This window comes from Cognatishimia sp. (genome assembly GCF_049116455.1).
GTDB lineage: Bacteria > Pseudomonadota > Alphaproteobacteria > Rhodobacterales > Rhodobacteraceae > Cognatishimia.
Window position 1 is genome coordinate 1,064,745 of record NZ_JAGDYW010000003.1, and the last position, 13,164, is coordinate 1,077,908.

A 13,164-nucleotide genomic window follows, 5' to 3' on the forward strand; every position below is an offset into this window, starting at 1 on the left:
CCCTGCCCCAGCCCTATAAGAGAATGGCCCTCGCTCACCCAGAGTCGCAGGGCTTTAAAGAATCGTTTTGGGGATCGGGGTAGAAATGCTGGGAAATCTTGGTGGGCTATTTACGTCTGACATAGCCATCGACTTGGGCACGGCCAACACACTGGTTTATGTGAAAGGCAAAGGTGTCATTCTCAGTGAGCCATCGGTTGTGGCATATCACGTCAAAGACGGTGTGAAAAAAGTTCTAGCTGTTGGCGAAGATGCGAAATTGATGCTGGGCAGGACTCCGGGCAGCATCGAGGCGATCCGCCCGATGCGCGAAGGTGTGATTGCCGATTTTGACACCGCCGAAGAGATGATCAAACACTTCATCCGCAAGGTGCATAAACGCTCCACTTTCTCCAAACCAAAGATCATCGTTTGTGTGCCACATGGGGCCACTCCAGTTGAAAAACGTGCGATCCGCGAGTCGGTTCTGCGTGCTGGTGCACGTCGCGCGGGCCTGATTGCTGAACCTATTGCAGCGGCCATTGGTGCAGGCATGCCGATCACCGATCCAACCGGTAACATGGTTGTAGATATCGGCGGTGGAACAACCGAGGTTGCGGTTCTGTCACTTGGCGACATCGTATACGCGCGCTCGGTGCGCGTTGGTGGCGACCGGATGGACGAAGCGATCATTTCTTACCTGCGTCGTCAGCAAAACCTTCTTGTGGGTGAATCCACGGCAGAGCGCATCAAAACCTCTATCGGGACTGCGCGTATGCCGGATGATGGCCGTGGCGCTTCGATGCAAATCCGAGGTCGAGACCTGCTGAACGGCGTGCCAAAGGAAACCGAAATTTCGCAAGCACAGGTCGCCGAAGCTTTGGCAGAACCCGTGCAACAAATCTGCGAAGCGGTGATGACAGCGTTGGAAGCCACACCACCTGATTTGGCGGCTGACATCGTGGATCGTGGTGTCATGTTGACCGGCGGCGGTGCGCTTTTGGGTGACCTGGATCTGGCCCTGCGTGAACAGACGGGTCTGGCAGTTTCTATCGCTGATGAAAGCCTGAACTGTGTGGCACTTGGCACCGGCAAAGCGCTAGAGTTTGAAAAACAACTGCGCCACGCGATCGATTACGAAAGCTAATCACGCCCAAAACCCTTGGCAGGTGGCCCCTCGCCGCCATATTCTTATACAGGCTTTTGTTCTGAACCGGAGGACGTATGGCCCGAGACAGAACACAAGGCGAAGACTATGTCGCCCCCCTCAAACGGCTCTTTGCGGGCCTTCTTGTGGCGTGTCTGCTTGGGATCTTCTTGCTATGGCGGATCGATAGCCCTCGGGTTGAGCAATTCCGTGCCTCACTGGTCGATCGCTTTGTGCCCTCCTTTGAATGGGCCATGGCGCCGGTGACGGGCACCATCAACCTGTTCCGAGATTTCCAAAGCTATCAGCGCGTTGTGGATCAGAACAAAGAGCTACGCCGTGAACTCCAGCAGATGAAGGCCTGGAAAGAGGCTGCGCTGCAGCTGGAGCAAGAAAACGCCCGACTGCTTGATCTGAACAACGTGCGGCTTGATCCGCGCCTAACCTACATCACGGGCGTCGTGTTGGCTGACAGCGGATCCCCTTTTCGGCAATCTGTTCTGCTGAACATCGGCGCGCGCGATGGCATCGTGGATGGCTGGGCCGCAATGGATGGGATTGGCCTCGTTGGCAGAATTTCTGGTGTGGGTGAAACCACAAGTCGGGTCATTCTGCTCACCGATGCCTCTTCGCGTATTCCGGCAACCATCCAACCTTCTGGGCAAAACGCGTTGGTGGTCGGGGACAATACCTCTGCCCCTCATCTGGATTTTGTTGAGAACGCCGATCAAGCACGCCCTGGCGACCGTGTGGTCAGTTCTGGCGATGGTGGCGTCTTTCCCGCGGGTCTTTTGATTGGCCAAGTGGCCTCTGATCCCGGCGGGCGTCTGCGTGTACGATTGGCAGCAGACTATGAACGTTTGGAATTCTTACGCGTCCTGCGCGACCACGGTCAGGAACAAATTGAGCAGCCCGGAGATTTGATTGCCCCGGACGGGTTGCTGCAAAGTGATTTGCGCGCGGAGGAGAGCGATGGCTGAAACCTCCACCGCCAAACCTTGGATTTTACGAGCCAGCTTTGCGGCTCTCGCATTGAGCATTCTTTACTGGCAACTCCTGCCCTTAAACACCGTGCCCAGCAATTGGACGGGGCCTGATTTCTTATTGGTCCTCACAATGGTCTGGGTGTTGCGACGCCCCGATTATGTGCCTGTCCTGCTAATTGCAGCCCTGATGTTGCTTGCTGATTTTCTGCTGTCACGCCCACCGGGTCTGCTGGCTGCACTGACGGTCATCGTCACCGAAAACCTGCGCAAGCGCACTTTGAACGGCATCGATATAACGTTTTCGGTAGAGTGGCTCACTGCCGCCGCAGGTCTAACTGCGATAGTGATCGGCAACCGTGTTCTGGTGTCTATCTTTGTGCTCGATCAGGCCTCTTTGGGTCTGACGCTGATTCAATTGCTGGTCAGCATTCTCGCTTACCCGCTTGTGGTGGGTTGCTCTGCCCCTTTTCTTGGTCTTAGGAAAATTCGTTTCCGCGAAGGGGAAGCGACATGAGGCGCACCGCAGCGGAAAATAGTGCCAGCCAATCCCGCATGGGACGACGCGCCTTGCTGCTTGGTGGCGCACAGCTTGGATTTATGGGGCTCTTGGGGCTTCGCATGCGGTACTTGCAGGTCGATCAAGCTGATGAATTCCGCCTTTTGGCCGAAGAGAACCGCATCAATGTGCGCTTGATCCCTCCTGCCCGTGGTGAAATCTATGATCGCAATGGTGTCATCATCGCCGCCAACGAACCGAGCTACCGGATCACCATGGTGCGCGAGGATGCAGGCAACGTTGAAGAGGTCATTGGACGCCTGTCGACCCTGATCGAATTAGATGACACGGCACTTAATCGGGCCATGACCGAAATGAAGCGCTCGCCGCCATTTTTGCCTGTGACAATTGCCGAACGGATCAGCTGGGAAGAGATGTCGCGGGTGGCCGTGAACGCCCCTGCCCTTCCAGGGGTTACGCCGGAAGTTGGCCTGTCTCGGCTCTATCCACACGGTGCGGATTTTGCGCATGTAGTTGGCTATGTTGGGCCGGTATCGGACTATGATTTGTCCAAAATCGAAGACCCTGATCAATTGCTTCTGATCCCGCGCTTTCAAATCGGCAAAGTTGGCATGGAAGCCAAGCGTGAAAGCAAGCTGCGCGGCAAGGCTGGAACCAAGCGGGTCGAGGTGAATGCCGCTGGCCGTGTGATGCGCGAACTTGATCGACGCGAAGGTCAGGCTGGAGACGATCTGCAGATTACCGTTGACCAAAAACTGCAAACCTATGTGCAAGCCCGACTGGGCGATGAAAGCGCCGCCGCAGTCGTCATGGATTGCAAAACCGGCGAAATCTTAGCGATCAATTCGGCGCCAACTTTTGATCCAAATCTCTTTGTGCGCGGAATCTCCGTTGCCGATTACTCAGAACTAACGGAGAACGATCACCGTCCTCTGGCGACCAAATCGGTTCAAGGCACCTACCCTCCAGGGTCAACCTTCAAAATGATCGTAGCACTTGCGGCGCTCAAAGAAGGGATCGTCGATAGCAAATCGACCCATTATTGTTCGGGGAAGTTGAAGGTTTCCAATCGTGACTTCCACTGTTGGAAACGCGGGGGCCATGGTCATATGAACCTCGAGACCGCGCTGCGTGAAAGTTGCGACGTCTATTTCTATGAGCTGGCCCTTGAGGTCGGGATCGAAAAAATCACTGAAATGGCCAACCGGCTCGGATTGGGCGTTAAACACGGCATTCCAATGTCTGCCGTGGCCAGTGGCCTCACCCCAACCAAGGCTTGGAAAGAGCGCAATCGGGATGCCTCCTGGGTTGTCGGCGATACGGTGAACGCATCGATTGGACAGGGCTTTGTGCTAACCTCCCCACTGCAGCTTGCGGTGATGACAGCGCGGCTGGCGTCTGGCAAAGCCCTAGAGCCACTGTTGGTTAAATCCATCGATGGCATAGATCAAACGGTCCCCGCCGAAGATATTCCGGACCTCGACATCAACCCAAATCATTTGCGCATGGTCCGACAGGCGATGTTCGCGGTTTCAAATCACCGTAAAGGCACCGCCTACAGCCAGCGCATCATCAAAGACGAAGTGCGTCTTGCTGGTAAAACCGGCACCAGTCAGGTCCGCAACATCACCGCCGCCGAACGCCGTGCGGGTGTGATCCGCAACGAAGATCTGCCTTGGGAACGCCGCGACCACGGGCTATTCGTGAACTTTGCGCCTTATAATGATCCTAAGATTGCAGTTGCCGTCATTGTCGAACACGGGGGAGGTTCGAAAGCCGCCACCCCTATAGCGCGCGATATCACATTGCAGGCGCTTTATAACGGCGATCCACCACTAGACGCCTACCCAAGTAAAGACCGCAACCGCATTCGTTCTCAACAAGAACGTCTGCGACGCGAGTATCCGGGGCTCAGAGACAGCGAGAATGACCGCGCATGAGCTATCTTGAGTATTCCGTCAAATCTGTCCCAACCGGGTTTCGCAAAATCCTGCATATGAACTGGCCACTGGTGGTTTTGCTGATCACCGTATCCAGCGTCGGATTTCTAATGCTCTATTCCGTGGCTGGCGGGTCCTATTCTCCTTGGGCTGAAGCACAGATGAAACGCTTTGCAATGGGGCTGGCACTGATGTTTGGCGTTGCGATGGTGCCGATTTGGTTCTGGCGCAACGTGTCAGGTGTGCTTTATGCGGGTTCGCTTATTCTGCTGATCTTGGTCGAGATTATGGGCACCGTTCAAATGGGCGCTCAACGTTGGATCGATCTGGGCTTTATGCGCCTTCAGCCGTCAGAGTTGATGAAGATCACGCTCGTGATGTTTCTGGCGGCCTACTATGACTGGTTGCCAGCCAAGAAAACGTCAAAGCCACTGTGGATTTTACTGCCGATCTTAATCACTTTGGTGCCCACCTATTTGGTCTTACAGCAACCCGACCTTGGGACCTCCCTGCTCTTGTTGATGGGTGGGGCGACGGTCATTTTTATCGCCGGAGTTCACTGGGGATATTTTGCAGCTGTCATCGCAATAGGTATTGGTTTGGTGACGGCCGTTTTCCAATCTCGAGGCGAAAGCTGGCAGCTTCTGAAAGATTACCAATACCGTAGGATCGACACATTTCTGGACCCTGCCTCAGATCCATTGGGGGCGGGCTATCACATCACACAGTCCAAAATTGCGCTTGGCTCTGGCGGCTGGACAGGCCGCGGATTCATGCAAGGCACACAAAGCCGCCTGAACTTTTTGCCAGAAAAACACACCGACTTTATCTTTACGACTTTGGCAGAAGAATTTGGCTTTATGGGCGCAATTTCGCTTCTGGTGCTCTACGCTTTGATCATCGTTTTCTGTGTGGTCTCGGCAGTACAAAACAAAGACCGGTTCTCATCGCTCATGACCATGGGGATAGCCGGTGCATTCTTCCTGTTCTTTGCGGTTAACATGTCGATGGTGATGGGCATGGCACCAGTTGTGGGCGTACCTTTACCGCTTGTCAGCTATGGCGGCTCCGCCATGCTTGTTCTGATGGTGGCCTTTGGCATGGTGCAAAGCGCACATGTCCATCGGCCGCGTTAAGATATATCCAGCGCTTCCTGCACAAGTTTCATCAAAGCAGATTGGCTGTCTCGCTGCAGGCTGATCACCCCGATGGTGCGTTGCGCCCCTAAGGATAGAAACTCGACTTGATTTGAAGCGATATGCAGACCTTGCCAGTGTGGCAACACGGCCTGCCCCAGCCCTTGTTCCACCATCTGCGCAATCACTTCTGGCGCATCCATCTCACATATGATCGATGTATTTGAATATGTCTGAGACAACGCTTTCCAACACGTGGCACCACCCCAAGACGTTCGATCATATACAATAAAGGGCGTATCCGCCGGCGCGCCGCGACGACGAAAAAGACCTATGTCCTGCGACACCAATCGGTCGAATTTCAACGACTTCGGCAGCTCAAACGGAGGCGATGCAACGATTGCCAGATCAATCCGATCCTGAGATATCGCCTCATAAAGCTCTTCAGATGTGCCCGGTACCAGCCGTAAATTCACGTCGGGCGCTTGTGCTTTAAGCGCCTTTACCAGCTGTGGGCCAAATTGCCCAAGCACCGTTGAAATTGCGCCAACTCGCAGCACACCTCGGAGTTCTTGAGAGGCCAGCAACCTATTGATATCGCTCCTGCGCGCCAGCATGTCCTCCATCAAAGGGATCATCGTGCGCCCATGAGACGTCGCCACCATGCGGCGGCCTTCGCGTACAACAAGCGAGACCCCCAACTCGTTTTGCAGCGCGGTCACACGCTGTGAAACAGCGGCTGGTGTAATATTTTGCTTGCGAGCGGCGGCTGCAATCGAGCCCGCGTCTAAAACAAGCAGGTAACTTTCGACAAACTTTAGATCCATAGTTTTGCTTATGTCAGAAAACACAAAGTTAAGTTAAACTATTTACTATAGAGAATGCTAAACCAGTGACCAAAGCCAATCAGGAGCCGTTATGTTTGCATTCCATCTCGCCTGTCATGTCACTGATCTAGAGGCCAGTCGCGTATTCTATAAGAATGTGCTCGGCTGCAAAGAGGGCCGTTCAACGGACACGTGGGTCGACTTTGATTTCTTTGGCCATCAGCTCTCGCTGCATCTGGGTACGCCATTTCCCGCGACCAAAACCGGAACCGTTGGCGCACATAAAGTACCGATGCCGCATTTCGGCGTTGTGCTTCCGATGCCAGAATGGCGGGCTCTGGCAGACCGTATTCGCGCACATGATATTTCTTTCGAACTGGCCCCTCAGATCCGCTTTGAAGGCGAGCCCGGGGAACAAGCAACGATGTTTTTCTTTGATCCTTCTGGTAATCCCATCGAAGTGAAAGGTTTCACTGATCAGGAAGGGCTGTTTCAATCATGACGAATGTTCTTTTTGCCGCGGGCGATAAAAACTGGGACAGTTATCAAACCCCTTTGAAACAAGCCTTCAGTGCAGCCAATCTTGATATCGATTTGCGTCAAGACCACGACCCGGCAGAAACAGATTACATCATTTATGCCCCCAGTAGCGATCTGCAGGATTTTAGCCCATTCAGGCGCTGTAAAGCTGTGCTTAGTCTTTGGGCCGGGGTTGAAAAAATAGTCACCAATCAAACCCTAGCTCAGCCGCTGTGCCGCATGGTTGATCCGGGACTGACCCAGGGGATGATCGAATGGGTCACGGGGCACACGTTGCGTTATCATCTTGGGATCGATGATAATCTTGCGTCCCAAAATGGGGAATGGAAGCCAAAGGCTGCGCCCCTTGCGCGCGAGCGGCGCGTCACCATTCTAGGGCTGGGTCAGCTTGGACAGGCCTGCGCGAAGATGCTTGCTGGGATCGGCTTTCAAGTCACTGGTTGGTCGCGGCGACAGAAAGACATCGAGGGCATTATCTGTCTTAGTGGAGATGCCGGTTTGAAAACCGCGTTGAAAACGGCCGATATCCTCATCCTGTTGCTGCCCAACACTGCAGAGACTGAGAACACATTAAATGCCGAAACCATCAATCATCTGCCCAAGGGCGCGCGGCTGATCAATCCCGGGCGTGGCACATTGATCGAAGACGCAGCTTTGCTTTCGGCCTTAGACACCGGACAGATTGCCCATGCCACGCTTGATGTGTTCCGCGTCGAACCTTTGCCACAAGACCACCCATATTGGGCCCATACCAAAGTGACCGTCACCCCGCATATTGCAGCCGAAACCCGAGCGATCACAGCATCGGAAGTCATTGCCGAGAACATTCGACGCGGCGAGATAGGGCTACCGTTTTTAAACCTCGTGGATCGCGGTGCCGGATATTGATCTGGGTACGGTAAACGAACCTAAAACCTGTAATTAAACGAGGCTAGGAGATCTGCCGTAGCTTTGGTGGTTTTTCAGGATCACTGCCTGGTGCAACTTGAACGTATTCGCTCGAGGTCTCTGGCTTTGGCAGGTCAAACCGCAAACCAACCCGCGCAAGCTGCGCAGCAACCGGATCGTTTTTGTCAAAGAAACCAACATCCAAAGTCCCAGCATCAATGCCAGAAAACGTCAACGCTTCGGACACGGCCTTAGCTAAAGCGGCCTGCGCGCCTTCAACCGCATTCACAAACCCAAGCATATGTGAACGCACGCCGTTTTCATGAACAGTCCCTACCAAATAAGCCCATTCCGCCAGTCCAACAGCGGTGGAAAGTTTGGCATCCAAAGCGCGCACCAAGACTTCAGGCAATCCTGCGGGCGCGGTAAATTCTTCAACCCGCGCTTCGATCTCATCCGGCCCATTGCCTAAGGTATCCACCAACCAGGCCATTGCTTCGGCTGGGATCAAAATCGAGGACGGGGCCACATCAAGGTTCACGCCAAGGCCAATACCTGACGGCGCCAGCATCTGAGCGACTATTCGTCCTGATAACACCGCATAAGGGGCTGACTTGCCGACGAATTCCGCGAGCCTTTCCTCGGTGTCAAAGACCAAAACAAAGGACTGATCCTGCAGTTCAAACACTTCCGGGGAAATCCGCTCTCCAACTGCTTCTTTTTCCAGCAGAAGAAATAATTCTGCATCAGCCAAACGTTCATAAAACCGCAAACGCGCAGCGTCATCCGCCGCATTGTTATCCATTTCTGCATGGGCACGATCCAGCGGGGTCAGGTCGATTTCACTCATGTCAGGGCCTCTTGCACAGCTTGGCGCAGTTCAGGCAGCAACTCGGCCTCAAACCACGGATGTTTCTTCAGCCATGCCGTATTCCGCCACGACGGATGTGGCAAGGGGAAGACCGCAGGCGCATGGTCGCGCCAGGCCTCAACGGTCTCTGTGACTTTCCCCGGTCCGAGGTGCCATTTCTGCGCATGGCCTCCGATCAATAGCGTTAAGCGCACGGATGAAAGCTGCTCCATCGCCGGTTTCCGCCAGGTCTTTGCACAAATGGTGGGCGGCGGCAGGTCCGCACCTTTGTCGTTATATCCGGGAAAACAAAAAGCCATCGGCAGGATGGAAACACGGGTTTGATCATAAAATACATCATCATCGATCCCCATCCATGCGCGCAGGCGATCCCCAGATGGATCGGTAAAGGGGCGCCCACTTTCATGCACGCGTGCGCCCGGCGCTTGGCCAGCTACCAAAATACGCGTGCCCGGTTGAAACCAAACCACCGGCCGCGGTGTATGCCGGGTGTGGGTCTTGGCAAATCGTTCGGTACAAATTTGGCAGACGCCAATATCGTCTTGAAGCGCCAAAGTGTTACAAACTTGGTCGAATGGTGGCCAATTTAGCCCCAAACCCCAAGAAAACTACACCTGTCACGCCTTTCACCCAACGCTGGAACTGTCCACGACCTGCCACAGCACTCAAGCGGGTTAAAAGCAAAACCATTGCACTGAACCAAACAACGTTGAGCAAGGAATGCACTGTCACCAAAGTGAAGGACGCGCCCAGTGACGGCGTTTCAATCGCGATAAATTGCGGAAAGGCTGCAAGATAGAACATCGACGTTTTTGGATTCAAAAGGTTGGTCAGCAATCCTTCGACATAGGCACGCACCAAAGTTCTTTGGCGTTTTGCTGGAGACACCTGTGAAACATCCTGTGTTTCACCGCGCCATGCAGCCCAGAGGGACTTAAGGCCAATCCAACACAGATAAGCCGCACCCAAGTATTTCACGATGGCAAAGGCAGTTGCTGATTGCACAAGGATCAAAGACAGACCCAATATCGACAAAGCACCATGCATGTAAAATGCGCTGACAAATCCTGCGATGTTTGCAAAGCCAGCTTGCCGACCCGAAGTTGGCACAGTGCGCGCGATCAAAACGCCATTGGGTCCCGGGGACACCACCAAAAGGCCGGCCACAACGGCGAAAGTCAGTATCTCTGCTAGCGTCATCACCGCCTCCTTCTCGTTGCGCCTACACTTTCTCAGCATTGGCTGAAAATCAAATCAATTCGATATTTCGAAGATTATGAAAATAAATCTTGCGCGACTCAATTATTTCGATATTTTTAGAAATATGAAACATACAGCAATCACCGATCTCAGCCTTGAAGTTGCCGCCTCGACCTTTGCGGCCCTTGGATCCGAGCAACGTCTTAGCGTGTTGCGCACCCTGGTACGTGCCGGGGACGACGGCCTCAGCATTGGGGAGCTTGGTCAACGCACCGGCGTGACGGGGTCTACTTTGACTCATCACATGAAAATTCTCGCCCAGGCGGGGTTGGTCATTCAGGAAAAACAAGGGCGCAGCATTATTTGTGCAGCGGTTGCCTATGACGAAGTACGCGCCCTGTCAGAATTTTTGTTAAATGAATGCTGTGCGGACAGCGACATCGAGGATTGCAGCCATGGCTGAAACCACACACACCATCGAACGCCCTCTTCTGAAAAGGATCGACAAAGCCTGGTTGGCGCTTGTTTTGATTTTGCTTGGGGTTGCAATATTCGACCGGCCGCAATTTGTGCCTACGCTGACTTTTTCAATCGAAGCATTGCTCAGCACTGCACCGTTTATCTCCTTCGCCGTTTTGGCAATCGCCTATTTGAAAGCAACCGGGGCAGAGAACATACTGGCCAAAGCTTTTGTCGGGCGTGAAAGCCGGATGATCGTATTTGCGGCAATACTCGGCGGCCTTGCGCCATTTTGTTCTTGCGAGGTGATCCCCTTTATTGCCGCCCTTTTGGCGGCTGGGACGCCCCTGTCGGCGGTTATGGCTTTTTGGCTGGCCTCCCCGATTATGGATCCTGCGATGTTTTCGATCACTGCTGGTCAATTAGGGTTTGATTTTGCGATTGCGAAAACAGCCTCTGCCGTAGGCCTGGGCCTCTTCGGTGGCTTTGTCACAATGTCCCTCGCAAAAACTGCGGTCTTCAAAAACCCGTTGCGTGAAAAGCCACAGGTTGGCGGGTGCTGCGGCGTGCAGGTGCCTTTTTCCGAAACCCCGGTTTGGAAATTTTGGACCAACAACACGCGCCGTGTGGTGTTCAAAGAAACCGCCATCGAAAATGCTGTGTTTTTGCTGAAATGGCTGGCACTGGCTTATGTGGCTGAGGCTTTGATGATCCACTATGTTCCGGCAGAATGGATTGCGACCTTCCTTGGAGGAGAGGGCCTACGCCCCATTGCCCTAGGTGCTTTGGTAGGCGCGCCTGCCTATTTGAATGGCTACGCTGCGGTTCCCCTGGTGGATGCGCTGCTTCACCAAGGAATGGCGCCGGGTGCTGCTATGAGCTTTATGATTGCTGGTGGCGTCAGCTGTATTCCGGCGGCAATCGCGGTCTGGGCTTTGGTGAAACCACGCGTTTTCGCAGCCTACTTCGTCCTTGCGATGGTGGGCAGCTTCTTTGCCGGTCTCGCCTGGCAGGGGTTCGCCTAACCCATCAAGCCAAAAAATTTTCACACAGCCGCATTTTTGTGATGCGGCTGTTGTTGTGCCTAACAAAGATGCATATCTTGAAGTTTCGCTAATTTTTGAGACTCAAAATTTCGCGTCAAAACCGCCCATAGGGTCTGTGATTCCGTTGTTAGCACCCTATTATTCATGTATCCAAGATGAGCTTTATAACCCTGGGGAGGACCAATGTATCGCGTCTGGAACTTTTTAACCAACTACTCGCTATTGCTTATAATTGGCGCGGTAACGGCCCTGATTTGGGCAAACACCAACCCCGAAACTTATCATCATTTCGTTGAATTCGTGATCTGGGATCATGCTCCGATTGGTCACTATCATCATGGGCACCGCACCCTGACACTGCACTATCTGGTGAATGACGTTCTGATGGCGCTCTTCTTTGCGATGGCCGCCAAAGAGGTCTGGGAAGCGGTGATCCTGAAAGATGGCTCTCTGCGCGGAAAAAAGGCGGCTACACCCTTATTTGCAACGGCAGGCGGCATGTTTGGCCCGATCGGTGTTTACCTTGGTCTGGCGTATTTCCTGGGCTCTGACACCTATGATGCGGTGGCAAATGGCTGGGCGATTCCTACCGCAACAGACATTGCCTTTTCCTACCTCGTAGGTCGCTTGGTCTTTGGTGCCGGTCACCCAGCTGTGCGCTTCTTGCTTCTGTTGGCGATTGCCGACGATGCGGTTGGTCTGATCATTTTGGCAATTTTCTACCCATCTGGCGATTTGGCCCCGGAATGGCTACTGGCCTCCTTTGGCGCTGCAATCGGTGTGTATCTTCTGTTCAACTGGCTTCCGCGCAAGCTAGACGTTGGAAAACAAGACCGTCCAAATTCAACTTGGGTGCGCAAAAACCTGCACTTTGTGCCTTATGCTGTTGCGGCCTGCATCAGCTGGTATGGCTTTATGCGCTCTGGTCTGCACCCTGCATTGGGTCTGCTGCCGATCGTTCCAGCGATTCCACACGCAGACCGTGCCTTTGGTTTCTTCTCAGAAGCTGAAACACACTTGCATGATTTGCTAAACGTGATCGAACACGCACTGAAGCACCCGGTCGAGATCATCCTCTTCTTCTTCGGCTTGCTGAACGCAGGTGTTGAGTTCAGCGCGATTGGAGATGCGACATGGCTGGTTCTGGCCGGTCTGATCATCGGTAAACCTATCGGTATTCTCGCCTTCGGCTGGTTTGCGGCTGTGCCGCTGAAACTCGGGATTCCGCAAGGTATGCGGATCATCGATCTGGTCATCATCGGCTTTGTCGCCGCGATTGGCTTTACGGTATCGCTCTTTGTGGCCTCCGTTGCCTTCCCGCCAGGCGATGTTCAGGATGCCGCCAAAATGGGTGCGCTCTTTAGCTTTGGAGCTGCTGGCCTGTCAATTCTCGCAGGCAAACTGTTCCGCGTTCAAAAGACGGAACTCGCCCCAGCAGAGTAAATACTCTCTAAATCTCAACGGAAACCGGCGTCCTGGCGCCGGTTTCTGTGTTTTCGCCCTGCAATCTCTCTGAAATCGTACCGAAACCGACAGGCATCTGTTGTCAGAACCGCCTCAAATCCGGCATAGTACGCGCAAGCCGCATCAGTGGTACGTTAAGACTTCGCCGCTAAGGTGAGGCATGG

14 protein-coding genes are annotated in these 13,164 nt (G+C 53.8%); 10 read left to right on the forward strand and 4 right to left on the reverse strand.

All coding sequences use genetic code 11. The features are described 5' to 3' along the window. The first annotated feature begins 85 nt into the window (after positions 1-85). The 5 genes from JXQ85_RS10280 (at position 86) to rodA (ending at position 5,705) form a co-directional block, all read left to right on the forward strand. On the forward strand, positions 86-1,126 hold the full coding sequence (locus JXQ85_RS10280; protein ID WP_421748806.1) for a rod shape-determining protein: 1,041 nt from the start codon (positions 86-88) through the stop codon (positions 1,124-1,126). Between the two features lie 77 nt (positions 1,127-1,203). Beyond that, positions 1,204-2,106: a rod shape-determining protein MreC gene (gene mreC, locus JXQ85_RS10285; RefSeq protein ID WP_421748807.1), complete on the forward strand. Its 903-nt coding sequence runs from the start codon at positions 1,204-1,206 to the stop codon at positions 2,104-2,106. Continuing rightward, positions 2,099-2,626: a rod shape-determining protein MreD gene (locus JXQ85_RS10290; RefSeq protein WP_421748808.1), complete on the forward strand. Its 528-nt coding sequence runs from the start codon at positions 2,099-2,101 to the stop codon at positions 2,624-2,626. Before mreC ends, JXQ85_RS10290 begins: the two co-directional genes overlap by 8 nt. Beyond that, entirely contained in the window at positions 2,623-4,569 is a 1,947-nt protein-coding gene (gene mrdA, locus JXQ85_RS10295; RefSeq protein WP_421748809.1) for a penicillin-binding protein 2, read from the forward strand. The genes JXQ85_RS10290 and mrdA overlap by 4 nt, the downstream gene beginning before the upstream one ends. Further along, the gene (gene rodA, locus JXQ85_RS10300; RefSeq protein ID WP_421748810.1) at positions 4,566-5,705 is read left to right on the forward strand and encodes a rod shape-determining protein RodA; all 1,140 of its coding nucleotides are present in this window, start codon (positions 4,566-4,568) and stop codon (positions 5,703-5,705) included. The genes mrdA and rodA overlap by 4 nt, the downstream gene beginning before the upstream one ends. Here the strand turns inward: rodA and JXQ85_RS10305 are convergent. Continuing rightward, positions 5,702-6,532 carry a LysR family transcriptional regulator gene (locus tag JXQ85_RS10305; protein WP_421748811.1) on the reverse strand — a complete coding sequence of 277 codons (831 nt, stop codon included), beginning with the start codon at positions 6,530-6,532 and terminating at the stop codon, positions 5,702-5,704. The two genes, rodA and JXQ85_RS10305, sit on opposite strands and share 4 nt — an antisense overlap. 91 nt (positions 6,533-6,623) lie before the next feature. Between JXQ85_RS10305 and JXQ85_RS10310 the strand changes: the two genes are divergently transcribed. Together JXQ85_RS10310 and JXQ85_RS10315 are read left to right on the forward strand one after the other, a co-directional pair. After that, positions 6,624-7,034: a VOC family protein gene (locus tag JXQ85_RS10310; RefSeq protein WP_421748812.1), complete on the forward strand. Its 411-nt coding sequence runs from the start codon at positions 6,624-6,626 to the stop codon at positions 7,032-7,034. After that, the gene (locus tag JXQ85_RS10315) at positions 7,031-7,960 is read left to right on the forward strand and encodes a 2-hydroxyacid dehydrogenase (protein ID WP_421748813.1); all 930 of its coding nucleotides are present in this window, start codon (positions 7,031-7,033) and stop codon (positions 7,958-7,960) included. Before JXQ85_RS10310 ends, JXQ85_RS10315 begins: the two co-directional genes overlap by 4 nt. Before the next feature lie 43 nt (positions 7,961-8,003). Here the strand turns inward: JXQ85_RS10315 and JXQ85_RS10320 are convergent, their stop codons facing one another. Genes JXQ85_RS10320 through JXQ85_RS10330 form a run of 3 tightly spaced genes read right to left on the reverse strand, consistent with a single transcriptional unit; the run spans position 8,004 to position 10,031 of the window. Next, on the reverse strand, positions 8,004-8,810 hold the full coding sequence (locus JXQ85_RS10320; RefSeq protein WP_421748814.1) for an SseB family protein: 807 nt from the start codon (positions 8,808-8,810) through the stop codon (positions 8,004-8,006). Beyond that, the gene (locus JXQ85_RS10325; RefSeq protein ID WP_421748815.1) at positions 8,807-9,385 is read right to left on the reverse strand and encodes a uracil-DNA glycosylase family protein; all 579 of its coding nucleotides are present in this window, start codon (positions 9,383-9,385) and stop codon (positions 8,807-8,809) included. The genes JXQ85_RS10320 and JXQ85_RS10325 overlap by 4 nt, the downstream gene beginning before the upstream one ends. A 4-nt stretch (positions 9,386-9,389) precedes the next feature. Next, the gene (locus tag JXQ85_RS10330; RefSeq protein ID WP_421748816.1) at positions 9,390-10,031 is read right to left on the reverse strand and encodes a LysE family translocator; all 642 of its coding nucleotides are present in this window, start codon (positions 10,029-10,031) and stop codon (positions 9,390-9,392) included. Positions 10,032-10,155: 124 nt separating this feature from the next. Between JXQ85_RS10330 and JXQ85_RS10335 the strand changes: the two genes are divergently transcribed. The 3 genes from JXQ85_RS10335 (at position 10,156) to JXQ85_RS10345 (ending at position 12,979) form a co-directional block, all read left to right on the forward strand. Then, a complete protein-coding gene (locus JXQ85_RS10335) occupies positions 10,156-10,494 on the forward strand; it encodes an ArsR/SmtB family transcription factor (protein WP_421748817.1) in 339 nt (112 codons plus the stop codon). Continuing rightward, positions 10,487-11,515: a permease gene (locus JXQ85_RS10340; RefSeq protein ID WP_421748818.1), complete on the forward strand. Its 1,029-nt coding sequence runs from the start codon at positions 10,487-10,489 to the stop codon at positions 11,513-11,515. The genes JXQ85_RS10335 and JXQ85_RS10340 overlap by 8 nt, the downstream gene beginning before the upstream one ends. A gap of 204 nt (positions 11,516-11,719) precedes the next feature. Then, positions 11,720-12,979, forward strand: a complete 1,260-nt coding sequence (locus JXQ85_RS10345; protein ID WP_421748819.1) for a Na+/H+ antiporter NhaA — start codon at positions 11,720-11,722, stop codon at positions 12,977-12,979. Positions 12,980-13,164: the final 185 nt, after the last annotated feature.